Source organism: Enterococcus sp. RIT-PI-f (genome assembly GCF_001297065.1).
Taxonomy (GTDB): Bacteria; Bacillota; Bacilli; order Lactobacillales; family Enterococcaceae; genus Enterococcus_D.
Genome location: NZ_LHOX01000021.1, coordinates 18,862 through 44,137, shown reverse-complemented (window position 1 = coordinate 44,137; position 25,276 = coordinate 18,862). Strand labels below are relative to the sequence as shown.

General features: G+C 41.3%; 25 protein-coding genes. 10 read left to right on the top strand and 15 right to left on the bottom strand.

Going from position 1 to position 25,276, the window contains the following annotated elements; translation table 11 throughout:
- Positions 1-6: 6 nt before the first annotated feature.
- The 13 genes from AEQ18_RS13580 to dnaA all read right to left on the bottom strand — a co-directional run bounded on the left by AEQ18_RS13580 (position 7) and on the right by dnaA (position 15,221).
- Positions 7-1,299: an adenylosuccinate synthase gene (locus AEQ18_RS13580; protein WP_054116889.1), complete on the bottom strand. Its 1,293-nt coding sequence runs from the start codon at positions 1,297-1,299 to the stop codon at positions 7-9.
- 209 nt (positions 1,300-1,508) lie between these two features.
- Complete coding sequence (dnaB, locus tag AEQ18_RS13575; protein ID WP_054116888.1) at positions 1,509-2,879, bottom strand: replicative DNA helicase; 1,371 nt, start codon at positions 2,877-2,879, stop codon at positions 1,509-1,511.
- A 116-nt stretch (positions 2,880-2,995) separates the two neighbouring features.
- Entirely contained in the window at positions 2,996-3,448 is a 453-nt protein-coding gene (rplI, locus tag AEQ18_RS13570; protein WP_054116887.1) for a 50S ribosomal protein L9, read from the bottom strand.
- Positions 3,449-3,465: 17 nt separating this feature from the next.
- Positions 3,466-4,914: a DHH family phosphoesterase gene (locus tag AEQ18_RS13565; protein ID WP_054116886.1), complete on the bottom strand. Its 1,449-nt coding sequence runs from the start codon at positions 4,912-4,914 to the stop codon at positions 3,466-3,468.
- A 238-nt stretch (positions 4,915-5,152) separates the two neighbouring features.
- On the bottom strand, positions 5,153-5,389 hold the full coding sequence (gene rpsR, locus AEQ18_RS13560) for a 30S ribosomal protein S18 (RefSeq protein WP_005226367.1): 237 nt from the start codon (positions 5,387-5,389) through the stop codon (positions 5,153-5,155).
- Positions 5,390-5,412: 23 nt separating this feature from the next.
- A complete protein-coding gene (gene ssb / locus AEQ18_RS13555; RefSeq protein ID WP_054116885.1) occupies positions 5,413-5,937 on the bottom strand; it encodes a single-stranded DNA-binding protein in 525 nt (174 codons plus the stop codon).
- A 43-nt stretch (positions 5,938-5,980) separates the two neighbouring features.
- A complete protein-coding gene (gene rpsF, locus AEQ18_RS13550; protein WP_054116884.1) occupies positions 5,981-6,280 on the bottom strand; it encodes a 30S ribosomal protein S6 in 300 nt (99 codons plus the stop codon).
- Positions 6,281-6,518: 238 nt separating this feature from the next.
- Positions 6,519-9,011, bottom strand: coding sequence for a DNA gyrase subunit A (gyrA, locus tag AEQ18_RS13545; RefSeq protein WP_054117043.1), 2,493 nt, complete (start codon positions 9,009-9,011; stop codon positions 6,519-6,521).
- Positions 9,012-9,082: 71 nt separating this feature from the next.
- Positions 9,083-11,032 (bottom strand): DNA topoisomerase (ATP-hydrolyzing) subunit B, encoded by a 1,950-nt coding sequence (gene gyrB, locus AEQ18_RS13540; RefSeq protein ID WP_054116883.1) that lies wholly within the window; start codon positions 11,030-11,032, stop codon positions 9,083-9,085.
- Positions 11,033-11,037: 5 nt separating this feature from the next.
- Entirely contained in the window at positions 11,038-12,150 is a 1,113-nt protein-coding gene (recF, locus tag AEQ18_RS13535; protein WP_054116882.1) for a DNA replication/repair protein RecF, read from the bottom strand.
- Positions 12,137-12,376 (bottom strand): S4 domain-containing protein YaaA, encoded by a 240-nt coding sequence (gene yaaA / locus AEQ18_RS13530; RefSeq protein WP_054116881.1) that lies wholly within the window; start codon positions 12,374-12,376, stop codon positions 12,137-12,139. The genes recF and yaaA overlap by 14 nt, the downstream gene beginning before the upstream one ends.
- A 220-nt stretch (positions 12,377-12,596) precedes the next feature.
- A complete protein-coding gene (dnaN, locus tag AEQ18_RS13525; RefSeq protein WP_054116880.1) occupies positions 12,597-13,727 on the bottom strand; it encodes a DNA polymerase III subunit beta in 1,131 nt (376 codons plus the stop codon).
- A 159-nt stretch (positions 13,728-13,886) separates the two neighbouring features.
- Entirely contained in the window at positions 13,887-15,221 is a 1,335-nt protein-coding gene (gene dnaA / locus AEQ18_RS13520; RefSeq protein WP_054116879.1) for a chromosomal replication initiator protein DnaA, read from the bottom strand.
- 510 nt (positions 15,222-15,731) lie between these two features.
- Between dnaA and rpmH the strand changes: the two genes are divergently transcribed.
- The 4 genes from rpmH to jag all read left to right on the top strand — a co-directional run bounded on the left by rpmH (position 15,732) and on the right by jag (position 17,966).
- Positions 15,732-15,866 (top strand): 50S ribosomal protein L34, encoded by a 135-nt coding sequence (gene rpmH / locus AEQ18_RS15510; protein ID WP_002356012.1) that lies wholly within the window; start codon positions 15,732-15,734, stop codon positions 15,864-15,866.
- A gap of 144 nt (positions 15,867-16,010) precedes the next feature.
- Positions 16,011-16,346: a ribonuclease P protein component gene (gene rnpA, locus AEQ18_RS13515; protein ID WP_054116878.1), complete on the top strand. Its 336-nt coding sequence runs from the start codon at positions 16,011-16,013 to the stop codon at positions 16,344-16,346.
- Between the two features lie 18 nt (positions 16,347-16,364).
- The gene (locus AEQ18_RS13510) at positions 16,365-17,189 is read left to right on the top strand and encodes a YidC/Oxa1 family membrane protein insertase (RefSeq protein WP_054116877.1); all 825 of its coding nucleotides are present in this window, start codon (positions 16,365-16,367) and stop codon (positions 17,187-17,189) included.
- Positions 17,190-17,207: 18 nt separating this feature from the next.
- Entirely contained in the window at positions 17,208-17,966 is a 759-nt protein-coding gene (gene jag, locus AEQ18_RS13505) for an RNA-binding cell elongation regulator Jag/EloR (protein WP_054116876.1), read from the top strand.
- Positions 17,967-18,171: 205 nt separating this feature from the next.
- Here jag and AEQ18_RS13500 read toward each other — a convergent pair whose 3' ends face one another.
- On the bottom strand, positions 18,172-18,501 hold the full coding sequence (locus tag AEQ18_RS13500; protein ID WP_054116875.1) for a heavy metal-binding domain-containing protein: 330 nt from the start codon (positions 18,499-18,501) through the stop codon (positions 18,172-18,174).
- A 223-nt stretch (positions 18,502-18,724) separates the two neighbouring features.
- On the opposite strand from AEQ18_RS13500, the gene mnmE reads away from it, so the two are divergent.
- Positions 18,725-20,119, top strand: a complete 1,395-nt coding sequence (gene mnmE / locus AEQ18_RS13495; RefSeq protein ID WP_054116874.1) for a tRNA uridine-5-carboxymethylaminomethyl(34) synthesis GTPase MnmE — start codon at positions 18,725-18,727, stop codon at positions 20,117-20,119.
- Positions 20,120-20,149: 30 nt separating this feature from the next.
- A complete protein-coding gene (gene mnmG / locus AEQ18_RS13490) occupies positions 20,150-22,045 on the top strand; it encodes a tRNA uridine-5-carboxymethylaminomethyl(34) synthesis enzyme MnmG (RefSeq protein WP_054116873.1) in 1,896 nt (631 codons plus the stop codon).
- A gap of 64 nt (positions 22,046-22,109) precedes the next feature.
- Here the strand turns inward: mnmG and AEQ18_RS13485 are convergent, their stop codons facing one another.
- Positions 22,110-22,565, bottom strand: a complete 456-nt coding sequence (locus AEQ18_RS13485; protein ID WP_054116872.1) for a DUF2188 domain-containing protein — start codon at positions 22,563-22,565, stop codon at positions 22,110-22,112.
- A 208-nt stretch (positions 22,566-22,773) separates the two neighbouring features.
- Between AEQ18_RS13485 and AEQ18_RS13480 the strand changes: the two genes are divergently transcribed.
- From AEQ18_RS13480 to AEQ18_RS13465, 4 genes are read left to right on the top strand one after another with little or no spacing between them, the layout of a single operon-like run.
- Positions 22,774-23,667, top strand: a complete 894-nt coding sequence (locus AEQ18_RS13480; protein ID WP_054116871.1) for an SDR family oxidoreductase — start codon at positions 22,774-22,776, stop codon at positions 23,665-23,667.
- A 39-nt stretch (positions 23,668-23,706) separates the two neighbouring features.
- Positions 23,707-24,276 (top strand): alkaline shock response membrane anchor protein AmaP, encoded by a 570-nt coding sequence (gene amaP / locus AEQ18_RS13475; RefSeq protein ID WP_054116870.1) that lies wholly within the window; start codon positions 23,707-23,709, stop codon positions 24,274-24,276.
- A gap of 10 nt (positions 24,277-24,286) precedes the next feature.
- Complete coding sequence (locus AEQ18_RS13470; protein ID WP_054116869.1) at positions 24,287-24,475, top strand: DUF2273 domain-containing protein; 189 nt, start codon at positions 24,287-24,289, stop codon at positions 24,473-24,475.
- Positions 24,476-24,502: 27 nt separating this feature from the next.
- Positions 24,503-25,261, top strand: coding sequence for an Asp23/Gls24 family envelope stress response protein (locus tag AEQ18_RS13465; protein ID WP_054116868.1), 759 nt, complete (start codon positions 24,503-24,505; stop codon positions 25,259-25,261).
- The last annotated feature ends 15 nt before the right edge of the window (positions 25,262-25,276 follow it).

Below are 25,276 nucleotides of genomic sequence, written 5' to 3'. Positions count from 1 at the left end.
AGTTGTTTAGATTTGTGCCCAGACACTTTCTAAAATATTGGTTTGATTACGATCTGGTCCAACAGAGAAAGTAGAAATGCGAACACCGACTAATTCTGATACCCGATGGACATAGTTCCGAGCATTTTCAGGCAAATCTGCCAATGTTTTGCAGCCAGTAATGTCTTCAGACCAGCCAGGCAATTCTTCATAAACAGGTTTGCAGCGATTCAATTCTTTCAAGCTCGCTGGATAGTGATAAATTTCCTCTCCATCCAATTCATAGGCCGTACAAATCTTGACTGTATCCAATCCACTCAAAACATCGATTGAATTCAAAGATAGATTGGTGATTCCTGAAACGCGTTTTGAATGGCGCATCACAACAGTATCAAACCATCCTACACGACGAGGGCGCCCAGTTGTGGTTCCATATTCCCGACCAACTTCACGAATTTGCTGACCCGTTTCATCAAACAATTCTGTTGGAAAAGGACCATCCCCCACACGAGACGTATAAGCTTTACACACACCAACCACTTTATTGATCTTTGAAGGTCCAACCCCACTGCCGATGGTCACGCCGCCAGCTACTGGGTTCGAAGACGTCACAAACGGATACGTTCCTTGATCAATATCCAGCATCACACCTTGGGCCCCTTCAAATAAAACCCGTTTGCCCGCATCCAGGGCATCATTTAGAATCACTGATGTATCTGTCACATATTGCTTGATTTGCTGTCCATAAGCATAGTATTCTTCAAAGACATCATCAAAATCAATCGGTTCAGCATCGAACATCTTAACAAATTGACGATTTTTTTCTTCTAAATTGATTCGTAACCGTTCTTCAAAGATCTCTTTATCCAATAAATCTGCGATTCGAATACCGATCCGCGCTGCTTTATCCATATAAGCAGGTCCGATCCCTTTGATGGTTGTACCGATTTTATTTTCGCCTTTTGCGTCTTCTTGCAGCTGATCCAATTGGATATGATAAGGTAAAATAACATGTGCTCGATCAGATATTTTTAAATTTTTTGTTATTATATTATTTTCTTTTAAATATGCGAGTTCTTTTACCAGTGATTTAGGATTGACCACAACCCCATTTCCGATGACACTGATTTTATCTGCATAAAAAATCCCTGAAGGAATCAAATGCAATTTATAGGTCACACCGTCAAATTTAATTGTATGTCCCGCATTGTCGCCACCTTGATAACGTGCAATGACTTCTGCGTTTTCACTCAAAAAGTCCGTGATCTTTCCTTTACCTTCGTCGCCCCATTGTGTACCTACTACTACTACAGATGACATAAAATGACCTCTTTCTTTGATTAATGCATTCCTTATGTATTGTAACAAGTTTCGCAACGGCTTTCAATCTAAAATCGAATATTTAATTCGATTTATCTATTTTAAAGGTTAAAAAACGAACTATTTTTTTCTGAATAAAAAAAATAGCATTTAAAAGCGAATAAAAATAGCACACCCGATTTCAACAGGTGTGCCATAAGACGATGTGTTTATCCAAATTCTGTGCGTGGAGAAACCGAAGAAAACTTATTGTATTCTTTGATAAACAACAATTCCACAGTACCACGGGCACCGCTCCGGTTTTTTTCGATAATAACTTCAATGACATTATTGTCTTGCTGCTCTTCTTGGTTGTCGTCATCGCCTTCTTCGCTGCGGTAGTAATCATCTCGGTATAAAAAGGCCACGATATCTGCATCTTGCTCGATCGATCCTGACTCCCGGATATCACTCAACACGGGACGTTTGTCTTGCCGTTGCTCTACCCCCCGTGACAACTGGGAAAGCGCAATAACTGGTACTTTTAATTCTTTCGCTAATTTCTTTAATTGACGGGATATTTCTGATACTTCTTGTTGCCGATTCTCACGTCCAGTTCCTTCGATCAATTGCAAATAATCAATCAATATCAATCCAAGATTGCCTTTTTCTTGCGCCAATTTGCGACAACGGGCGCGAATCTCTGATATTTTGATCCCTGGTGTATCATCGATATAGATGCTAGCATTGGATAAACTACCCATAGCTACGATCAAATTGCGCCATTCTTCTTCAGACAATTGCCCGGTTCGCAAATGTCCGGCTTCAATCGAGCCTTCTGCACATAACATCCGATTGACTAGGGATTCGGCACCCATTTCCAAACTAAAAATAGCGACAGAACGATCTGTTTTGGTACCGACATTTTGTGCGATATTCAATGCAAAGGCTGTTTTACCCACGGCTGGACGGGCAGCAAGAATAATCAATTCTTCTTTTTGCAGCCCCGCAGTCATTTTATCTAATGCAGGATAGCCTGTTGGCAAACCTGTGATCTCTTCATTGTTTTGCGCCAATTGATCGATATTTTCAATTGTCCGATTTAAGACATCTGCAATTGATTGAAAGCCATTGCTATTTCGTTTTTCTGATACTTCCAGAATGCTTTTTTCTGCTTGATCAATGATGGATTGAACATCTTCATCTTGTTCAAAACCTTGTGTAACGATTCTGCTGGCTGTTTGGATCAGATTGCGCAAAGTGGCCTTGTCGTCAACGATCTTAGCATAATAGGCTATACTAGCCGCTGATGGTGATGCTTGACTGAGTTCCGTTAAGTACGTTAAGCCGCCGACATCTTCTAAACTGCTGCTTTTTTCGATTTCTGCTTTAAGGGTAATCAAATCAATTGCTTCACTGCGGTCATTCAATTGAATCATTGCTTGAAAAATTATTTGATGACTCCGTCGATAAAAATCTTGCGGTGCAATGACTTCCATTGCATCAATAATCGCTTCAGCATCTAAAAATATTGCACCGAGTACCGCTTGTTCCGCTTCTATATCTTGTGGAGGGACTTGGTTCTGCCACGCTTCATTCATACCTTTCGCTCCTCATCTAGTGTCCATTTATTCTACAAGATAACCTAGTAAAGTACAAGGCACCTTTTGTGAAATCCCCTGAAAAAGACCCAACATTTGACTGTTGGGTCTTTCCCTTATTCTTGGACCGTATGCACATTGATGGTTGCAGTCACTTGTGGATGGATCTTCACTGGTACTTGCGTAAAGCCTAACGCACGAATCGGTTGATCTAACTCAATTTTGCGTTTATCCAATTTGATCTTGTATTGTTTATTCAATGCATCTGCGATTTGTTTAGAAGGGATTGAACCGAACAAACGACCGTCCTCACCTGCTTTGGCTTGGATCTTAACAACCGTTTCCTCTTTTTCAAGAATTTGCTTCAATTCTTGTGCTTCGGCTAATACTTCTGCATCTTGTTTTTCTTTGGCTTTTTGCTTGCCTTTTAATTCAGCCACACTTTCATTATTGGCTGGTTTAGCGTAGTTATTTTTGATTAGGAAGTTTTGTGCATACCCATTAGGTACTTCCTTGATATCCCCTTTTTTTCCTTTACCTTTTACATCTTGTAAGAAAATAACTTTCATGTTTTGGTCACTCCTTATTATTGATCATGATTGATTAATTCATTGCGCAGGCGATCCTCTACTTCATCGATATTGCTGCCTTTGATTTGCGTTGCTGCATTGGTAAAATGGCCGCCGCCTCCCAGGCCTTCCATAATGGTTTGCACATTGACTTTGCCAGTACTCCGCGCACTGATCCCAATCAAATCGCCTGGTTGTTTGGTGATCACGAAAGCCGCATGGATGCCATTGATAGACAATAATGTATCCGCGGCTTTAGCTACAGTAACACTATCATATACGCGATCTTCATCCGCTGAGGCAATCACGATATCTTCTTTAAAGTGCTTGCTGCGTGATACCAACTCACTGATCATCAGGTAAGAATCTAAATCCGTACTCAGCATATATTGTACCAATGATGTATCTGCACCTTGATTCTTCAAATAACCAGCTATATCAAAGGTGCGCCCTGTCGTACGCACAGTGAAATTTTTGGTATCCACATAGATCCCTGCTAAAAGCGCAGTAGAAATAAATTTAGGCAATAATGATTTACGGGCTGCACGATATTGAATCAATTCGGCGACTAGCTCAGCTGCCGAGGAAGCTGATGATTCAATATACGTCAATAAAGGTTTATCAGGAAACTCATCGCCGCGACGATGATGGTCGATTACAGCAATCTTTTCAAATGTATCATAGACAGCTTGAGAAATCGACATTGATGGCTTATGGTAATCAACCATCACTAAGACACTTTCGTCATTTGATAGATCAATTGCTTCTTCGTCTGAAATCACAAGTCGCTGAAGGTCAGGATACTTTTTTAACTCCTCTAAAGCACGTTCAATGTCAGCAGTGATTTCTTTCGCATTCAGAATGATATAGCACTCTTTGTCACTCATCATTGCCATATAAGCAACACCAAAAGCTGATCCAAGCGCATCCATATCAGGGTAACGATGTCCCATGATAAATATCCGCTGATTCTCAGCAAAAATCTTTTTCAAGGCAGTACTCATAGCCCGAGAACGAACACGCGTTCTCTTTGGTGTGCCATCTGTATTGCCACCAAAAAATTGTGGTTTTGCATCTTCTATAGCTTCCCTGAGGACAACTTGATCCCCACCTCTGACCAATGCCACATCTAGATTATTTTGTGCTTCTTCACCAATCACTTCAAAAGATTCCTGGCCATACGCAATCCCCATACTGATGGTCAATGGCAAATCGTTTTTTCCAGCCACTTGTCGCACCCGAGTCAAAAATTGAAATTTATCGTCTTTCATTCGTTCAATATCAGAATCTTTTGCAACAAAAAGAAAACGTTCTGAATTGATACGCTTGTAAAAGACACTGTTTTCACTTGCCCAATCGGAAATCAGCGTTGTAATCAGCGAGTTCAAATAAGATACTTGTTTGTCATCTTTTTTTTCAATCAAATCGTCGTAATTATCAATTGAAATCAACCCAATTGCTGCCATTATTTAACCCCTCAATATTTTCTCCCAATTTATGATCTTTCGTTATCCTATTTTACCACAGTTTAGGAAATTAGGCGATGATGCAAAAAAATGTTTCACGTGAAACGCTAAGACATATAACAAGGTTCACTATATCCATTCATCTGTTATTGTAAACAAAAATAAAATAACAAATAACAAAAGATGAAAAGACAAAAAAATGACAAGCCTCTCAAGAAGCTTGTCATTTGAAGTCGATTTATTCTTCGCCTACGAATGGAAGTAATCCCATAATACGTGCGCGTTTGATTGCAATGGTAAGTTTGCGTTGGTTTTTCGCGCCTGTACCAGTTACACGACGTGGCAAAATTTTACCGCGTTCTGAAATGAAACGTTTTAATAATTCGATATCTTTATAATCGATATGTTCGATATGGTTAGCTGCAATATAGTCTACTTTACGACGTTTGCGTCCGCCTCTTCTTTGTTGTGCCATCCTATTTCCCTCCTATCAATTTCTTAGAATGGTAAATCATCGTCTGAAATGTCGATTGATGCGTTTCCGAACGGATCGGAATTATCACGATCAAAACTAGGCATTCCTGATGGTTGAGAGGATTGAGTTTGATTGCTTTGATTGTTACCAAATCCAGAAGAACTATTTGAATTATACGTAGTGTTATTGCTGCTGCCGCTGTCAGATGTCCGTCTTTGCTCAGAAGCATTTCTTGACTCTAATAATTGGAAGTTATCAGCAACGACTTCTGTTACATAAACACGTTGACCTTGTTGGTTATCATAAGAACGTGTTTGAATCCGTCCAGTGATCCCTAGCAATGTCCCTTTACGTGCATAGTTTGCCATGGTTTCCGCTGGTTTTCTCCAAATGACGCAGTTGATAAAATCAGCTTCGCGCTCACCACTTTGATTGGTAAAATTACGATTTACTGCCAAAGTAAATGTAGCGACACCCGTGCCGTTAGAAGTGTAACGTAAATCAGGATCTTTAGTTAATCTTCCTACTAGTACAACATTGTTAATCAAAGTTCATCATCTCCTCATCGCTTTTGTTTCACGTGAAACAATATTATGCTTCTTCTTTGACAATCATGTGACGGATAATGTCATCATTGATTTTTGCAAGACGGTCAAATTCGTTGATTGCACTTGCAGTTGTTGAAGAAGAAACTTTAACGATGTGATAGATACCCTCACGGAATCCATCCATTTCATACGCTAGACGGCGTTTTTGCCAATCTTTAGACTCGATAACTTCAGCGCCGTTATCAGTTAAGATTGAATCAAAACGTGCAATCAATGCGGATTTAGCTTCTTCATCAATGTTTGGACGAATGATGTATAAAATTTCATATTTCGTGTTTTCCATTGATTCTTCACCTCCCTGTGGACTTAGGCCCCTAGTTGACTAGGAGCAGAGAGAGTGGCCTGGTTAGACTACTCACAAATAATTATTATACACTTTTTACGTTCAAGTTGCAAGCTGTTATTCTAAATACAACCGACTTTGTTCCTTACATAAAGAATTACGCAAACAGATGGTGATTGAACCAAAAAAAAAAAACGAACCAAAAGTGGGTTCGTTTTTTTGTATAATCTGAAAAAATTTATTCTTCCGTATCTGTCGCTGTATCCTGACTATCTGCTAAATCTTGAACGGCCTGATTCATTACAGACGTATCTTCGGCTTGCGCGCGCTCTGTCGCTATGTCCAATTGCGGTTCAGGCTCTACGGTGGCCATTGTTACAACTTTGGCTTCGTTTTCCATCTTCATCAAGCGTACACCCAATGTGGCACGGCCAGTTTGCGAAACAGAAGCTACATTGAATCTGATCAAGACACCTTTATTGGTGATGACCATGATGTCTTCTTCACCAGAAACAGTCGTTAATCCAGCAAGAGGGCCATTCTTAGGCGTGATATTGGCTGTTTTGATCCCTTTACCGCCACGACCTTTGACTGGGTACTCAGAGCCTTTGGTGCGTTTGCCATAGCCGTTTTCTGTGATCACTAAGACTTCACTGTCTTCTTTGATCACAGCAGCTCCAACAACATAATCTGCTTCTCTTAGACGAATACCACGGACACCAGCAGCTGTTCGTCCCATATCGCGGACCAACGCTTCTTCGAATGTGACAGAATACCCTTTATGCGTACCGATGATCACTCTATCTTCCCCATGGGTTTCAATCACATTTACCAGCTCATCATTTTCTTTCAAACCGATGGCAATCAAGCCGTTGGCACGAATGTTCGCAAACGCAGTCACTGAAGTCCGCTTCACGATTCCTAGTCGTGTAGTAAAGAAGAGGTAACGTCCTTCTTGTGGTCCACCCGAAGCAGATATGATCGCTTCGATACGTTCGCTGGAGTCAATACCGAGCAAGTTGATGACAGGGATCCCTTTGGCTGCTCGTCCATATTCAGGGATTTCATACCCTTTGGCTTTGTAGACTTTGCCTTTATTGGTAAAGAAGAGCAGCGTATCATGTGTAGAACATGATAGCAGCGTTCGAACAAAATCTTCATCGTGAATGCCCATTCCTTGGACACCACGGCCGCCACGTCTTTGCGCACGGAATTCTGAATTTGCTACTCGTTTGATATAGCCATTATTAGTCAACGTTATAACGATTTCTTCTTCTTCGATCAAGTCTTCATCCTCAAGGCTGAGTACCTCACCTACAAGTAATTCAGTCCGGCGAGCATCACCAAAACGTTGGCCTAACTCCTGCAATTCTGTTTGGATGATTTCTAATACCCGATGCGGATGAGCCAAAATATCTGTTAAATCAGCAATCAATTCTAACAAACTTTGGTATTCATTCTCGATTTTATCTCGTTCTAAACCGGTCAGACGCCGCAAACGCATATCTAAGATCGCTTGTGCTTGACGTTCCGATAATTCAAAACGCTCCATCATGGTCGTCTTGGCAATATCATCAGAAGCTGATGCACGAATCAACGCAATGATTTCATCGATATGATCAAGAGCGATCCGCAACCCTTCCAAAATATGGGCGCGTGCTTCCGCTTTGTTTTTATCAAATTGCGTACGACGCGTCACAACTTCTTGTTGGTGCTCGATATAATTTTCTAGAATTCGTTTCAAACTCAGTATTTTCGGCACGCCTTTTTCAATGGCAAGCATATTAAAGCCGAAAGAAGACTGTAAAGCTGTCATTTTGTACAGATTGTTCAAGATGACTGATGCACTGACATCTCTGCGGACATCAATAACGATTCGCATCCCCTCTCGAGACGATTCATCCCGCAAATCAGTGATGCCTTCAATTCGCTTATCACGATGCAGTTCCGAGATTCGTTCGATCAGTTTGGCTTTGTTGACCATGTATGGCAATTCTGTCACTAAGATTCTTTCTTTGCCATTTGGCATTTCAGTCACTTCGACTTTACCACGAACAGTGATCGAACCTTTCCCTGTTTCGTATGCGCGACGGATACCTGATTTCCCCATAACGATCCCGCCAGTAGGAAAATCGGGTCCAGGCAGAACTTCCATCAATTCGCTCGTAGTTACATCAGGATTCTCCATCAATAAATCGATAGCTGCAATCACTTCATTCAAATTATGCGGCGGAATATTGGTAGCCATGCCGACCGCGATCCCCGTTGTTCCATTGACCAGTAAATTGGGGAATCTTGCAGGTAAGACAGCCGGTTCCCGTTCAGTATCATCATAGTTGCTTTGAAAGTCAACGGTATCTTTATTGATATCCCGCAACATTTCCATCGCCAGTTTACTCATTCTGGCCTCGGTGTAACGCATGGCAGCTGCGCCGTCACCGTCGACGGAGCCAAAGTTTCCATGTCCATCAACAAGCATATAGCGATAACTAAACGGCTGCGCCATACGAACCATTGATTCATAGATCGCACTATCCCCATGAGGGTGATATTTACCCATTACATCGCCGACGATCCGGGCAGATTTTTTATGTGGTTTATCTGGCGTTACACCCAATTCGTTCATGCCATACAAAATTCTGCGGTGAACTGGCTTTAAGCCATCTCGCACATCTGGCAAAGCCCTTGCAACGATAACACTCATCGCATAATCGATAAAGGACTCACGCATTTCACTCGTTAGATTGACGTCGTGAATATTTTGTTTTGCTTCACTCAAGCTGTTTCCTCCTCTGCGATTGGTTAGATATCCAAGTTTTTCACGTAATGTGCATTTTCTTCAATGAAGGCGCGTCGTGGTTCCACGCGATCGCCCATCAACATTTCAAAAACTTGATCCGCTTCGATCGCATCATCCACGCTTACACGCAACATCATCCGATTTTCTGGATCCATTGTGGTTTCCCATAGTTGATGGTCATCCATCTCTCCCAATCCTTTATACCGTTGAACGGTCGCTTTAGGTGTCGCAGGCAATGAAGCGATTTTGTCTTTCAAATCTTGCTCTGCGTTCTTTCCAGGTTGGATATAATGGATATTTTTTCCTTGTTTGACACCATATAAAGGCGGTTGTGCAATATACACATAGCCCGCTTCCACGATTGGACGCATGTATCTATAAAAAAGTGTCAATAACAATGTACGGATGTGGGCACCATCGACATCGGCATCTGTCATGATGACCAACTTGTGGTAACGGGCTTTTGACACATCAAAATCAGCACCAAAACCAGTCCCCATTGCGGTAAACAATGAACGAATTTCTTCATTTGCCAAAATCTTGTCCATGCTCGCTTTTTCGACATTCAAAATTTTCCCACGGATCGGTAAAATCGCTTGATATTCCCGGCTGCGTCCTTGTTTCGCAGACCCGCCTGCGGAATCTCCTTCGACGATGAACAATTCGCTTTTTTCAGGATCTTTACTAGAACAGTCAGCCAATTTACCAGGTAAATTACTGATTTCTAATGCGCCTTTTCGTCGCGTCATTTCGCGCGCACGTTTGGCCGCTTGCCGTGCTTTTGAAGCCAATAATCCTTTTTCAACGACTTGTCGTCCGACTGTTGGGTTTTCCATCAAGAATTTGGTAAAGTGTTCAGAAAACAATCGATCTGTGACTGTCCGTACTTCAGAGTTACCTAGTTTGGTTTTGGTTTGTCCTTCAAACTGCGGATCGGGATGTTTGATCGAGATGACTGCAGTCAATCCTTCTCGGACATCTTCACCGGTAAGATTCTCATCATTTTCTTTCATGACCTTTGATTTGCGGGCATAGTCATTGATTACCCGTGTCAAAGCCGTTTTAAAGCCAAATTCATGGGTGCCGCCTTCATACGTATGGATATTGTTGGCAAAGCTCAATAAATTGCTGTGGTAACTATCTGTATATTGCATAGAAACCTCAACAGTGATTCCTTGTTGTTCTCCCTCAAGATAAATTGGTTCGGGGAATAGTGCTGTTTTGCTGGCATTTAAATGCTCAACATAACTCTTGATCCCACCATCATAATGATATTCTTTCAATATCGGTTTTTCGCTGCGCTTATCTTCGATCGAGATTTTCAAGCCGCGATTCAAGAACGCCAATTCTCGAACACGCGTAGCCAATTTGTCAAAATTGAATTCTGTTGTTTCTGTAAAAATTTCAGGGTCTGGCACAAAATGGACGGTTGTCCCATGGCGATCTGTTTCATCAATGACTTTCAAATCTTCCACGACTGCCCCACGATGATATTCTTGGTAGTATACTTTGCCTTCTTTATACACTTTTACGTCTAGTGTTGTCGACAATGCATTCACCACGGAAGAACCTACACCATGCAAACCACCAGAAACTTTGTATCCGCCACCGCCGAATTTACCGCCGGCATGTAAAATCGTAAACACGGTTTCAACAGCAGGTCGACCCGTTTTGGCTTGGATACCGACTGGAATTCCCCGACCGTCATCAATGACAGTGATACTATTATCAGGTTCAATGATCACTTCAATACTGGTTGCAAAACCAGCTAACGCTTCATCAATCGAATTATCTACGATTTCCCATACTAAATGATGCAAGCCTTCTGAACTGGTTGAACCGATATACATCCCAGGACGCTTACGAACGGCTTCTAATCCTTCTAATACTTGGATCTGACTGGCATCATAGGCTTTGGCCCGTTCAACTAAATTTTTTTCTTCTTCTGTCATTCAGTCTATTCTCCTTTGATATGTCCTTGCTCTACATAAAAAATCTCTGCTTCTACAGACATTTTATCTTTTACATGATCTAATGTGGTCGTTGTCAGAAATGTCTGGACTTTTCCTTCAATCGTTGCCAATAAATGCAGTTGGCGGGAATCATCCAGCTCACTCATCACGTCATCTAACAACAATACCGGATATTCACCGGTTTCTTCTTTCATTAAGTCGATCTCAGCTAATTTGACACTTAAAGCTGTCGTGCGTTGCTGCCCTTGGGAACCAAAGGTTTGCACGTCCTTATCGTTGATCAAAAAATCTAAGTCATCTCGATGCGGTCCAACTAAAGTCATCTGACGAAATCTTTCTCGTTCTTTGACTTGTGCCAAAGAATGCGTGAAGTGTTGCTGGATATCTTGCAGCGTTTGACAAGTTGCAGGAATATTCGATAAGTAGTTGATCTGCAGCACTTCTTTTTCTTGACTGATTTTTTGATGAAGTGCATTGGCCCAATACCCCAGTCTTTGGACAAACTTTTGTCTAGCTAGGATGATTTTGCTGCCGAAATCAATCAATTGCTCGGTCAGTACATCCAGATAAACTTCATCAGTCTGCTTCTTTTCAGCTAATTGTTTTAAGTATTGGTTTCTTTGTTTCAAGACGGTTTGATATTGAACAAGATCATACAAATAGATTGGATCGATCTGTCCAATCTCCATATCAAGAAATTTGCGCCGCACTTGCGGACTTCCTTTGACCAAAGATAAGTCTTCTGGCGCAAATAAAATGACATTCAATTGTCCTATGTAACTACTCAGTTTTTTTTGTTCAATATGATTGACTTTGGTTTTGCGCCCTTTTTTTGATAAAAATAATTCTAACGGGATCGTGGAACGTCCGCGATCTACCAGACCAGAAATATAGGCGCCGTCCGTTTCCCAGCGAATCAACTCTTGTTCGCTGGATGTCCGATGGCTTTTGGTCATTGCCAAAACATAGATGCTTTCAAGGATATTGGTTTTCCCTTGTGCATTCTCTCCTAAAAAAATGACCAAGTTTTTGTTGAAGTGCAGCGACAACGTTTCATAATTGCGATAATTCTTGATTTGCAACTCATTCAGCCGCATCGCTGTCTTCTTTCTTGACCATAAAAAAAGTACCCTCATCAGGCAGCTCGATCATCATTCCCGCATATAGTTTACGGCCTCTTCTATTTTCAGGCTCTCCATCGACCAAAACGGTTTGTTCAGCTAAATACCACTTTGCTTGTCCACCGCTGCCAATCACGCTAGCTTCTTTCAACATTTGTCCAAGGGTCATGTATTCTGTTTCCAAAAAAATTTTCTTTTTCATAATTTCCCTCAATTCCGTCACAGAATGTGTACTTCTATTATACTCTTTTTTGCCTCAGAAAACAAATTCATCGGGATATTTTTGATTCTCAGAAGACTTACTCTTTTTAGATAAAAAATAAGCAAAAATAGAAAAAAGGGCTTAAAAACGATTTTAAGCCCTTTAAATAGATTTATTCATTTTCACTACGTATTTCATTGATTTTCAAAAGACATGAAAATCAATTGGTTCTGACAGGCGTGATCAGTTGGATAAACGTACCTTTGCTTTCTGTTGGTTCTAAAGTAAATGGACGGATCGCTGAAATAAACCGAATGACGATGCTTGTATCACCAAAAGCCCGTAAAGCAGCTTTCATATAGTCTGGATTGAAAGAAATCTCCAATGGATCACCGGTCACAGAGGCAAAGTTCAGATCTTCTTCAACTTTCCCGATTTCTGGAGAATTTCCATATAAAACAACTGCTTCTTCAGAAATAGCCAAACGTACGATATTATTGCGCCCTTCGTGTGAAAGCAATGATGCCCGTTCAATCGCTTGCAGCAGTTCAGGGACGACAAATTCGATTTCAGTATTGAAACTTGAAGGAATCAAACGATTGGTATCTGGGTACGTTCCTTCTAACAAACGTGAATAAAATTTCATTGTTTTGGTTTGGAACAAGACTTGATTATCCATGATACTGATTTGGATCGCTTCTTCTTCATCTGTCAATGAACGAGAAAGTTCAGTCAAACTTTTTCCAGGAATCACAATATTGAAGGCCGTGTCACCGCTGTCTAGAGGGATCACACGTTGGCTCAAACGATGTGAATCAGTCGCAACTGCGAGTAGTTTTTGATCCTCGAGAACAAAATGGACCCCAGTCAAAATTGGGCGACTTTCATGTTGAGAAACAGCAAAAACTGTTTCACTCACGATTTTGTTTAGGATATGCCCCGGGATCTCGATGGCGTTTTGGCTTTCAACAACTGGTAAGTGTGGATAGCTATCTGCATCTAAGCCATTCACCGTAAAATTGGCTTTACCGGAAGTGATTGCCACTTGGTTGTTTTCTAATACTTCTAAAGTCAATGTACTTTCTGGTAATCGACGAACGATTTCACTGAAGAAGCGTGCTTGAAGAACGATCGCCCCTGTTTGTTCGATGTTCATTTGGGCTTTCTCATTGTCAGCACTAAGAAATGTTTCAATCGAAATATCAGCATTGCTGCCAGTCAATGTTAATCCTTGGTCCGTCAGTGTGATTTTGACACCTGTTAAAATCGGGATAGTCGTTTTTGTTGAAATGGCACGTTGAACAGTTTGTAGTTCTTGCATGAATTCTGAGCGGTTTAAAGTTAGTTTCATAACGGGACTCCTTTAATTTATAGTTATTAAATAAAAGTAATAGTAGTAATAGGCTTGTTAGTAATGTGGATAACTTTAGTTTAGCGTGATAGTACCAACGAAAACGCCTGTGAATAACTTGTGGATAACTTTTCACGTTTTTTCCTTATTATCCACAGCTTAGCTGAAGAGAATGTGTTTGATTTCAGCAATCTCATTTTTGATCGTGGCATCTGTTTCAACCAAATGTTGAATTTTTTCGTGGGCATGAATGACAGTTGTATGATCTTTACCGCCGAATTCACCGCCGATTTTTGGTAACGAACTGTCTGTGAGTTCTCTTGAAAGGAACATTGCGATCTGGCGTGGAACAACAATACCTTTGACGCGTTTTTTGCCTTTTAAGTCAGTCACATGAATGTGGTAATATTTAGCCACCTCTTCTTGGATCTGTAGAATAGATACTTGGGTAGACCCATGGCTTGATTTGAGTGCTTTGATGGCTTCAGCTGCCAAACTAGTGGTGATATCTGAATTTTGCATCGTTGCAAAAGCTTGGACCCTAACTAAGGCTCCCTCGAGTTCTCGGATATTCGAATCAATCTGCCCAGCAATATAACTTAATGTATCATCAGGTATCTCCAATCGCTCTGCTTCGGCTTTTTTCCGTAAAATAGCCGTACGGGTCTCTAAATCAGGTGGTGTGATGTCTACCGATAATCCCCAAGCAAAACGGGAAACCAAACGTTCTGGTAAAGTAGGGATCTCGTTGGGCAATCGATCACTGGTCAAGACGATTTGCTTATTGTTGCGGTATAACTCTTCAAACGTATTAAAGAATTCTTCCTGAGTTCCTTCTTTATTCACCAAAAATTGGATATCATCTACGAGTAAAAGATCGACATTGCGATATTCGTTGCGAAAGTCTTCCATTTTGTTTTTTTGGATCGAAGTGATGAAGTCATTGGTGAAGTTTTCACTACTGACATATTTGATTTTGGCTGTTGGTCGTTTTAGGAGCATCTGATGACCGATCGCGTGCATCAAATGGGTTTTACCTAAACCAACCCCTCCATAGAAGAACAGCGGATTATAAATAGACCCAGGATCTTCAGCAACAACGAGGGCAGCAGCATGGGCCATTTGATTGCCTTTTCCGATGACAAAGGTATCAAATGTATATTTTTCGTTCAAAATAGTTTTAGGCGGCTCTTCAGAATTGTTGGTCGTTTTTTGCAAAGCTGCAGGTGTTTTTAGTGCTTCAGCTTCTTCAACAGTCACAAAACTAGGAATCAATTCCTCACCAGTCCTCATAAATCCCATTTCGACGATTTTGGCAGCTAGATTTTTTTCCCAATAAGATTTATGAAGATCGCTGGGTACTTCAATCAGCAGCTGATTTTTTTCAAAAGACAAGACATTGGCAGTTTCGATCCAAGCACTGTAACTGGCTGGATTTAACTCTTCTTTAAAGGATCTTTGCAGATCTTGCCAAATAGAATCAGCAGATGGCATAAATTGTCCTCCCATAACTAAAAATAGATATAACTAAAATAGCACGGATTGGAAAAGTTTTCCACAGATTAAATTAAAAAAGGTGAGAAAAAAATACTTTTCCACACCGTAGGATAAAAATAAAAAAGAAAGGCACATATCCAAAATAGGGTTTTCCACAAGGTAGTTCTATCTGTTGATAACTTGAATATCAGAAAGGTTATCCACACGCTAATGTATAATATAAGCGTTGGTATTAAAAGGATTTTCCATACTTATCAACAGACAAAAACTGAAATGTGGATAAGTTTTATACAGGCTGTTTATTTGTGGAAAAGCAGGAAATAACTCTGAGGAAAAAGTTTTCCACAATTTTTGGTTATAAACAGCAAACACACGGATTTCACCGAGATTGTGGATAAAAGAAGCTAAATTTAGCGCAACTTGTTATTGACAAAGTAGTGCTTGACTCGTTATACTATCAAAGTATGTCTGTGCGCATAAGCAAGCTGCTAATGGAGGTGGAAATATATGAAAAGAACGTATCAACCAAATAAACGTAAACGTCAAAAAGTTCACGGATTCCGTAAACGTATGAGTACTAAAAATGGACGTCGTGTTTTAGCTAGCCGTCGTCGTAAAGGCAGAAAGGTTATTTCTGCATAAGCCACTGTTTGCCAGTGGTTTTTTTTATGCCGTTTTTTAGGAATTTAGTGCCTGATGTAGGGCAAATATGGTATGATTGACAAGTGAGTGGTTACGTATTCAAGGACGTAATAAAGCATAATCGAAAGAAGTGAAGGAACCGATATGAGAAAATCTTATCGTGTAAAATCAGAGCAAGATTTTCAAAAAGTTTTCCAGACAGGGAATTCTTTTGCAAATCGGAAATTCGTGGTCTATGTCTTGCCGAAAGAACAGCCGCATTTTCGTGTCGGTCTATCTGTTGGAAAGAAAGTTGGCAATGCGGTCAAACGCAATGAAGTGAAAAGAAAGATTCGTGCGAGTTTGATCGATATGAAGCCGCGCATTTCACCAGCGATCGATTTTATCATTATTGCGCGCCCAAGCACGGCTGCTTGTTCCTCAAAGGAAATTTATTCGAACTTGGCGCACGTGCTGAAACTTGCGAAAATCATACAGTAATAGAAAGGAATTAGTTACGTGAAAAAAGGAAAACGCGTCTTATTGCTTTTGGGAGTTCTCTCATTAGTAGTTGTTTTATCTGCCTGTGGTGCAACAGGTGAAGTTAATGCGCAAAGCACGGGAATTTGGGATCGCTATGTCGTGTATTATTTTGCAGAGGCGATCAAAGCTTTATCATTTGGCAATGCCGGGATCGGGATTATTCTCTTTACATTGATCATTCGTGTGATTTTGATGCCGTTGATGCATTTCCAAACGAAAAGCATGCGGAAGACCCAAGAATTGCAGCCGAAAATCAAAGCATTGCAACAACAATATGCGTCAAAAGATACTGAAACACAAAGTAAATTAAAAGAAGAAACCCAAAAATTATATGCAGAACACAATGTCAATCCTTATGCTGGATGCTTGCCTTTGTTGGTTCAAATGCCGATTTTAATGGCATTATGGCAATCGATCTCGCGGGTACCTGCCTTGCAGGAAGGGAAATTTATGTGGCTGCAATTGGGGGATCGTGATCCTTACTTCATTTTACCGATTTTGGCGGCATTGTTTACTTTTGCTAGTACGTATTTATCAAGTATGAGCCAAGTAGAGTCAAATGCGAGTTTGAAAATCATGAATTTTGCGATGCCATTGATGATTCTTTTGATGGGGATCAATATTGCCAGCGGGCTATCCTTATACTGGGTCGTTTCAAATGCCTTCCAAGTTGTACAAACGATGATTTTGAACAATCCATTCAAGATTCGCCAAGAACGTGAAGAAGCAGCCCGTAAGGAACGAGAACGGGAACGAGCTTTGAATAAAGCATTGAATCCCAAGAAAAAACGCAAAAAATAAAAAGGAGGCTGCACTGCAATGCCGATTTATGAAAGTCTTACAGTAGAAGAAGCGATTCAAGAAGGATTGCAAGTTCTTGGATTGACCAAAGATCAAGCAATCATTGATGTACTTGATGAAGGTAAAAAAGGATTTTTGGGAATGGGGAAAAAACCAGCGCGTGTTTCAATCGAAAAAGCCTTGGTAGAACCTGCACCTATAACTGATACTGAACCAGAACCAGTCATTGATCAAGTCACTGTGTCAGAGGGTATCGTAGATACAGTGACTGAAGTTGATGGCCCTAGCCAAGCGCAACAGAAGACAGATCTGTCAGATGAAGAAGCTTTGGCACAATTGGGACTCTATTTGACCAATATCTCAAAAGCATTGCAGGCACCAGCCTTAGTCAAAACTGTACGTCAAGATGGTTTGATCGTATTTCAATTGGAAACGGACAAACAAGGTATTTTGATCGGCAAACATGGAAAGACTTTAAATGCGTTGCAATATTTAGCGCAAGTCTATATCCACCGTATCGCTAAAAATAAGTTGTCTGTGGTCATCAATGTAGGGGATTATCGGGAAAAGCGCCAAGCAATCCTTGAACGTTTGGCCAGTCGCACTGCTGAAAAGGTCAGAAGAACTGGACGTCCCGTTTTCTTAGAGCCGATGCCGGCGTTTGAGCGGAAACAGATCCATTCGGTATTGAGCAAAGATACAAACGTTCAAACCCATTCTGAAGGGGATGAACCCTATCGCTATTTGGTCGTAGAACCGGCAACCAAAAAAATTTGATTTTAAAAGAGGAAAGGCGCTATATCAGGCCTTTCCTCTTTTTTTGTCTCGAAACCTATTTGACAAGCCTTTTGAAAGCAAGTATTCTTGATTACAAATCATTCTTATCAAAGTCAACATACATGATGTAGGTCAAACTTTGGTAAAAAGAAAAGAGTCCTGCTGCGGACTCTTTTTTTTGACGATTTTTTCTGTTTAGCTGTTGTTAACCGCCGATCGTAGATTGAGTAAATTGTACGACTGTGCCATAGGCAAAAATTTCTAGAAACGTTTTGTCCCCTTCAACGATACGATCATGCTCGAAATGACAATTGATGACTGCGTTGGCACCATAACGATGGGCTGTTTCTTTCAAACGCATTGTCACATCAGACATTAATTCACTAAGATCGATACTTGTATCGAAAAGATCAACTTCGATCTTGTCCGCCGCGAAGACGATATCCCGTACGATGTAAGGTCGATTGACGTTTCCAGTTGATAAAATGATTTCTTTGATACGGGCTGAAGTATCTGTGTTTTTGGTCGTATCCATAAGCTTTCCCTCGTTTCATTCTTTTCCTTTATTTTAGCGTGTTTTGGGTCTATATGCAAAATTTAAAAGTTTTCCAAGAAACTTGCGGTGTAAACGAAAATGTGCTAATCTATTCCCAGAATTTAATTGACAAGCAGTCAAAGTGCGAAGTCTACTCGTTGGGTTCAATCAACGGGTGGAGTGGGCACTTTTTTTTATGGAAAAAAATAGGAGGTGCTAGAACATGGCGAATATTACCCAAGAATTTGATACGATTGCTGCAATTTCAACTCCCCCTGGAGAAGGCGCAATCAGTATTGTCCGATTAAGCGGCGATCAAGCTATCGCTATCGCTGATAGAATCTTCACCAGCAGTAAGTCTTTGGCAGAAGTGCCAAGTCATACGATCCATTACGGTCATATCATAGACCCTGTCGAGGAACGTTTGATGGATGAAGTAATGTTGTCCGTTATGAAACAGCCGCGGACGTTTACCCGTGAAGATGTCGTTGAGATCAATTGTCACGGAGGGATCGTTGTCGTTAATCAACTTTTACAACTTGTGCTGCGCCAAGGGGCACGTCTGGCAGAACCGGGTGAGTTTACCAAACGGGCCTTTTTAAATGGTCGTGTGGATCTTTCTCAAGCAGAAGCAGTCATGGATTTGATCCGCGCCAAAACAGATAAGGCTATGAATTTAGCAATCAATCAGTTAGATGGGAATCTCTCGCACTTGATTCGCCAATTAAGACAAGATATTTTACAAACATTGGCACAAGTAGAGGTCAACATCGACTATCCAGAATATGATGATGTGGAAGAGTTGACCACTCGTCTGTTGTTGGAAAAGGCTCAGATGGTCAAAGCACAAATCGAAAGTCTGTTGGCTACTGCGCAACAAGGCAAAATTTTGCGGGAAGGATTGAGCACCGCAATCATTGGGCGGCCAAATGTAGGTAAATCTAGTCTGCTCAACCATCTATTAAAAGAAGAAAAAGCCATTGTGACGGATATTGCCGGCACAACGCGCGATGTGATTGAAGAATATGTCAATGTTAGAGGTGTGCCATTAAAGCTGATCGATACTGCTGGTATTCGGGATACAGAAGATGTAGTCGAAAAAATCGGTGTTGAACGCAGCCGCAAAGCATTGAAAGAAGCCGAACTGATTTTGCTGGTACTGAACCAAAGTGAAAAGCTCACGCCGCAAGATCAACAGTTGCTGACCTTGACGGAAGGTGCCCGACGGATCATTTTATTGAACAAGACGGATTTACCTGCCCAAATCACTTCCGAAGAGCTAAGATCATACATCACGGATGAGCCAGTTTTCTCAGTATCTGTGTTGAACAATGAAGGCTTAGATCAATTAGAACAAGCGATTGCGGATCTCTTTTTCGGCGGTAAAACAACAGACAAAGATGCTTCCTATCTGTCCAATACCCGACACATCGCTTTGTTGGAAAATGCTGCGTACTCGTTATCAGAAGTGATCGAGGGCATTGAAGCGGGCATGCCCGTGGATTTAGTACAGATCGATATGACACGGTGTTGGGATTATTTAGGAGAAGTTGTTGGAGACAGTGTGCAAGATGAATTGATCACCCAATTGTTCAGTCAATTTTGTTTAGGAAAATAAAGACGCCTACAGGGCGCAGAGGAGAACTACATGCAAGAATATCAAGCAGAAAATTATGATGTGATCGTTGTTGGTGCCGGTCATGCTGGTTCCGAAGCAGCACTAGCTGCTAGTCGGATGGGTGCCAAAACGTTGTTGCTAACAATCAATTTAGATATGGTCGCATTTATGCCTTGCAATCCTTCCGTAGGAGGTCCTGCCAAGGGCGTTGTCGTTCGCGAAATCGATGCCCTCGGGGGAGAGATGGGTAAAAATATCGACAAAACCTATATTCAAATGCGGATGCTTAATACTGGTAAAGGACCAGCAGTCAGAGCACTGCGGGCCCAAGCAGACAAGCATGCCTATGCAGCCGAGATGAAACGGACCATTGAACAAACAGACAACTTGACGTTGCGCCAAGGCATTGTCGAAAAATTATTGGTGGATGATGGCCAATGCCATGGAGTGGTGACTTCGACTGGTGCGCGCTATGAAGCGTCAGCTGTCGTGATCACTGCGGGAACTGCTTTGCGTGGTGAGATCATTATCGGCGAGCTGAAGTATTCTTCAGGTCCAAATAATTCACAACCATCTATTGGTTTAGCCGATCATTTAAAAGCGTTGGGCTTAGAGATCGCCCGTTTTAAAACTGGCACACCGCCACGGGTCAAATCAAGTACCATCAATTATGATGTGACAGAAATTCAGCCTGGTGATGAACAACCCAATCATTTCAGCTATAGTACACCAGATGAACACTATAACCAAAATCAAGAACCATGTTGGTTGACCTATACCAATGAAGGCACCCACCAAATCATTCAAAACAACTTGCATCGGGCACCAATGTTCACCGGAATCGTTGAAGGTGTTGGGGCAAGATATTGTCCGTCAATTGAAGACAAGATTGTTCGTTTTGCGGATAAATCTCGGCATCAATTGTTCTTGGAACCGGAAGGCTTGCATACGGAAGAAGTTTATGTGCAAGGGTTATCGACTTCAATGCCAGAAGATGTGCAAGTGCAAATGCTGCATTCAATAGCTGGGTTGGAAAAGGTAGAGATGATGCGGACAGGTTATGCGATTGAGTACGATGTCGTAGTACCGCACCAATTACGACCAACATTGGAAACCAAAGTCATTGAAAACTTATTTACTGCTGGACAAACCAACGGCACAAGCGGATATGAAGAAGCAGCCGGCCAAGGATTGATTGCTGGTATCAATGCAGCGTTGAAAATCCAAGGAAAGGATCCGTTTATCATGAAACGCAGCGATGGCTATATCGGCGTTATGATCGATGATTTGGTTACTAAAGGCACCAATGAACCGTACCGATTATTGACATCAAGAGCAGAATACCGGTTATTGCTGCGTCATGACAATGCCGACCTTCGCCTAACAGAAGTTGGTCATCAGATTGGTTTAGTCAAAGAGGACCAATATCGCAGTTACTTGGACAAGAAAGCTGCTGTAGAAAAAGAAATGGCCCGGTTGAAAAAAATCCGGATCAAACCAACACCAGAAGTCCAAGCGTACTTGACAGGTAAAGGCACCGCTAATCTGAAAGATGGTGTCCTTGCTTATGATTTCTTGCGACGTCCAGAAGTGACTTATCATGAAATGTTGGCCTTTATCGAAGCCGATGATACACTGAAACCAAAAGAAATCGAACAAGTGGAGATTCAAATCAAGTATGAAGGCTATATCAAAAAAGCGCTCGAAAAAGTCGATAAGCTAAAACGAATGGAAGCCAAACGCATCCCAGAAATGATTGATTATGCTGCCATCAATGGTTTAGCAACAGAAGCCAAACAAAAATTGCAAAAAATCCAACCTGAAACGATTGCCCAAGCCAGCCGCATCAGTGGGGTAAATCCCGCAGATATCAGTATCTTGATGGTGTATATCGAACAAGGGAAGATTGCGAAAGTAGCAAAATAAATAAAAAAACAGGATGACAAACGATGCGCATACAAGTGCTCAAGCGGTTTGTCTTCCTGTTTTTTTAGTTGTCACGATAGTCGATTTCCTGTTGTTTGGTGCCATCTTGTTTATAAATCGTCAAGATAGATTGTTTGTTTTGTGCGATTTCTTTGCCTCTAGCCACAGCCTCTTCTTTTTTGTCGAACTGATCACTGGCACGCGCAGCACCTGTAGAACGAACTTTCCACTGGTCATCTTGATAGCGGACCGTTACGTTAGCGTCTATTAATTTTTCGGCGTTTTGATTGACTTCATGGGCATCATTTTTCTGGGGACTTTTTTCTTTTTGGAAAGCTTTCTTTTCAGCCTCTGTTGCATGATCAAACCATTTCTCAGCTTGACTGGTGGCAATTGGAATCGCACGGTCATCGTCATAACCATCGGCTAACAGCGCATTGGCGATCGAAATAGCTTTCTTGCGGACCAACGGATCTAAATTTTTCATTGATACCGGATAATCATTTACGTTCCAAGGCATATCGATTCCTCCTAAAGGACTATTCTATCTAATTAGTGTACTTGCTTCTGAGAAAAAGGGAAATGATATGCATTTTTTTGAAGTGTAGCCCTTTTCTTTTTCCATAAATCAAGAAGAGGTAGATTCTTTTTGGTTATACAAGCGTTATATTTCCCAAAAAAAATCGAATGGTTTAGAATTTTAGTATAGAACAAAGGAGGACGTATAAATGAGTGAACCTATATTGATTGATCCACGAGATATGTATCACACTGGCAAATTCAGTAAACAGGAACAAGATACGCCTGCTTTACAAGACGAGATGCAGCCAGAACCAGACTGTGGTGAAGAATCTTATGTTGGCAATCAGCAATTGGAGAATCGACGGGTCTTGATCACAGGTGGTGATTCAGGGATCGGTCGTGCAGCAGCGATAGCATTCGCTCGGGAAGGTGCCGACATTGCGTTACACTTTTTCCCAGGGGAAGAAAAAGATGCGAAAGAAGTGACGCATTATATAGAAGAAGCTGGACGCAAGGCGATTTTGTTGCCATATGATCTGCGAGATGAATCTGCCCCGCAAGAAATCATTGACAAAGCGGTGGCTGCGTTAGGCGGATTGGATACGCTTGTGTTGAATGCGGCGCAACAAATCACCCGACCATCCATTACAGAATTGCCGATCGAACAAGTAAAAGATACCTTTATGGTCAATATTGTTTCGATGTTTGCTTTGGTCAAAGCCGCAGAACCGCATTTACCTGCTGGCGGAGCCATTGTCACAACCACATCTGTCCAAGCTTTTAGTCCAAGTGCTCATTTAATGGATTATGCAGCTACGAAATCAGCTATTGCGAGTTTTACTGTTAGTTTGGCGAAACAGTTTGCAGAAAAAGGGATTCGCGTCAATGGTGTAGCGCCAGGGCCGATTTGGACGCCCTTGCAACTAGATCATGGTCAGCCAGAGGATGCTTTACCAGAATTTGGTCAGCAAGCCTTATTGAAACGGGCTGGTCAACCAGCAGAGTTGGCACCAGTCTATGTCTTTTTGGCATCGAACAAAGCCAGTTATGTGACTGCACAAATCTATGGTGTTACAGGTGGCGAAGCAATCAATTTGTAAACCCCTATTAAATAAATAAAGCAAAGGAGGAGGTGTCTTATGAGTAAAGGGTGGAAAATCGTATCGATCATCATTTCATTGGTCTTTATTACTGTTTTATTGCCAATTGTTTTAATGAGTAATCCGTATATGCAATTGCCTTTTGGGTTAGACAGAGAGGGCAATGTAGTGTCTTATTTCTTCAATAATTTGTTTATGCGGCAATATATGTTTTGGGTAGCAGCAGTCTTCATCATCCTGTTTTTGATTGTGATTTTAGTGGTTTTGTTTTATCCGAAAACAAAAACGACCTTTGTATTGAAAGAAGATAAAGGAACGTTGACCATTGACAAAAAAGCAATCGAAGGACTTGTACGGACCAAAGTCAGTGACAAAGAATTTGTTGAAGGTCCCAAAGTATCAGTCAAAGCAACAAAACATCGTCTGCTGATCAAAATCAAAGGCAGATTAAAGCGGACATCCGCTTTAGTTGGAAAGACCGAAAACTTAATGGCAGAGATCCAACAAGATGTCCAACGTGTATTAGGCTCTAGTGAAAAAATCAAAGTTGAAGTCAATTATGCCAATTTTGAGCAAAAAGAAACCCCAGAAAATCCACGTGTAGAATAGGAGGGCTATCATGAACGAAATCCAACAATACAAAATTCCATTGATTTTCGGCGCGATTGGCCTAATCATCGCACTACTCTTTGTCACGATCGGTTTTTTCAAAACAGTGCTGATCTTATTGCTGACGGGCCTTGGATTTCTATTGGGATTATATGTACAACGTACCGGTATTTTAGATGAATTTTTAAATCGACAATAAAACACTATCTTATAGGAGGAATTTTACATGAGTAATCCAAATGAATTAAACAATGAAAAACCAATTAGTGCACATCCAGATCCAGAAGTACCAAATACAACACATAACCCGAATGAAAATTCGGTACCAATGACAGAAGCGCCTGACCCAGTGGTACCAGGTGCGCAACGTGCAGCGGATCCTAAACCAGGAGGACCAAAACCCGGTGACCATCCAGCACCAGGCAATCCGAAACCAGCTGGTGATCATCCAACACCGCCAAAACCAGGTTTTTCTGGTCCAACAGGGAGCACACCGGTTGATGGGGAACTAACATATGATGATAAAGTGATTCAAAAAATCATTGGTATTGCTTTGGAACATGTGGACGGTTTACTGACTGTGGACGGCGGCTTCTTCTCAAATATTGCTGAAAAATTAGTCAATACCGACAATGTCACATCGGGTATCAGTACCGAAGTAGGGAAAAAACAAGTAGCGGTCGATTTAGATATCGTAGTAGAATATGGCCGCAACATTCCCGATGTGGCAGAGCAAGTCAAAGAAGTGATCGAAAAAGAAGTCACAAATATGACGCAATTAGAAGTGATTGAAGTCAATATCAATGTGGTGGATGTCAAAACAGTTGCCGAATATGAAGAAGACAGTGAAACTGTGCAAGACAAAGTGTCTTCTGCGGCCTCAAAAACCGGCGATTTTGCGTCACGCCAAACAGACAAAGCCAAACATGCGGCATCAAAAGCTTCTGATCGAATCGAAGAATACAATGAACCTAGAGTAAAATAGGGCGTAAATAAAAGA

Bases quoted from the DNA above. Each gene is read 5' to 3' on its own strand.
- AEQ18_RS13580 (WP_054116889.1), bottom strand. From the start codon at position 1,299: ATGTCATCTGTAGTAGTAGTAGGTACACAATGGGGCGACGAAGGTAAA.
- dnaB (WP_054116888.1), bottom strand. From the start codon at position 2,879: ATGAATGAAGCGTGGCAGAACCAAGTCCCTCCACAAGATATAGAAGCG.
- rplI (WP_054116887.1), bottom strand. From the start codon at position 3,448: ATGAAAGTTATTTTCTTACAAGATGTAAAAGGTAAAGGAAAAAAAGGG.
- AEQ18_RS13565 (WP_054116886.1), bottom strand. From the start codon at position 4,914: ATGGCAGCAATTGGGTTGATTTCAATTGATAATTACGACGATTTGATT.
- rpsR (WP_005226367.1), bottom strand. From the start codon at position 5,389: ATGGCACAACAAAGAAGAGGCGGACGCAAACGTCGTAAAGTAGACTAT.
- rpsF (WP_054116884.1), bottom strand. From the start codon at position 6,280: ATGGAAAACACGAAATATGAAATTTTATACATCATTCGTCCAAACATT.
- gyrA (WP_054117043.1), bottom strand. From the start codon at position 9,011: ATGCGTGAGTCCTTTATCGATTATGCGATGAGTGTTATCGTTGCAAGG.
- gyrB (WP_054116883.1), bottom strand. From the start codon at position 11,032: ATGACAGAAGAAGAAAAAAATTTAGTTGAACGGGCCAAAGCCTATGAT.
- recF (WP_054116882.1), bottom strand. From the start codon at position 12,150: ATGCGGCTGAATGAGTTGCAAATCAAGAATTATCGCAATTATGAAACG.
- yaaA (WP_054116881.1), bottom strand. From the start codon at position 12,376: ATGAAAAAGAAAATTTTTTTGGAAACAGAATACATGACCCTTGGACAA.
- dnaN (WP_054116880.1), bottom strand. From the start codon at position 13,727: ATGAAACTAACTTTAAACCGCTCAGAATTCATGCAAGAACTACAAACT.
- dnaA (WP_054116879.1), bottom strand. From the start codon at position 15,221: ATGCCATCTGCTGATTCTATTTGGCAAGATCTGCAAAGATCCTTTAAA.
- rpmH (WP_002356012.1), top strand. From the start codon at position 15,732: ATGAAAAGAACGTATCAACCAAATAAACGTAAACGTCAAAAAGTTCAC.
- rnpA (WP_054116878.1), top strand. From the start codon at position 16,011: ATGAGAAAATCTTATCGTGTAAAATCAGAGCAAGATTTTCAAAAAGTT.
- jag (WP_054116876.1), top strand. From the start codon at position 17,208: ATGCCGATTTATGAAAGTCTTACAGTAGAAGAAGCGATTCAAGAAGGA.
- AEQ18_RS13500 (WP_054116875.1), bottom strand. From the start codon at position 18,501: ATGGATACGACCAAAAACACAGATACTTCAGCCCGTATCAAAGAAATC.
- mnmE (WP_054116874.1), top strand. From the start codon at position 18,725: ATGGCGAATATTACCCAAGAATTTGATACGATTGCTGCAATTTCAACT.
- mnmG (WP_054116873.1), top strand. From the start codon at position 20,150: ATGCAAGAATATCAAGCAGAAAATTATGATGTGATCGTTGTTGGTGCC.
- AEQ18_RS13485 (WP_054116872.1), bottom strand. From the start codon at position 22,565: ATGCCTTGGAACGTAAATGATTATCCGGTATCAATGAAAAATTTAGAT.
- AEQ18_RS13480 (WP_054116871.1), top strand. From the start codon at position 22,774: ATGAGTGAACCTATATTGATTGATCCACGAGATATGTATCACACTGGC.
- amaP (WP_054116870.1), top strand. From the start codon at position 23,707: ATGAGTAAAGGGTGGAAAATCGTATCGATCATCATTTCATTGGTCTTT.
- AEQ18_RS13470 (WP_054116869.1), top strand. From the start codon at position 24,287: ATGAACGAAATCCAACAATACAAAATTCCATTGATTTTCGGCGCGATT.
- AEQ18_RS13465 (WP_054116868.1), top strand. From the start codon at position 24,503: ATGAGTAATCCAAATGAATTAAACAATGAAAAACCAATTAGTGCACAT.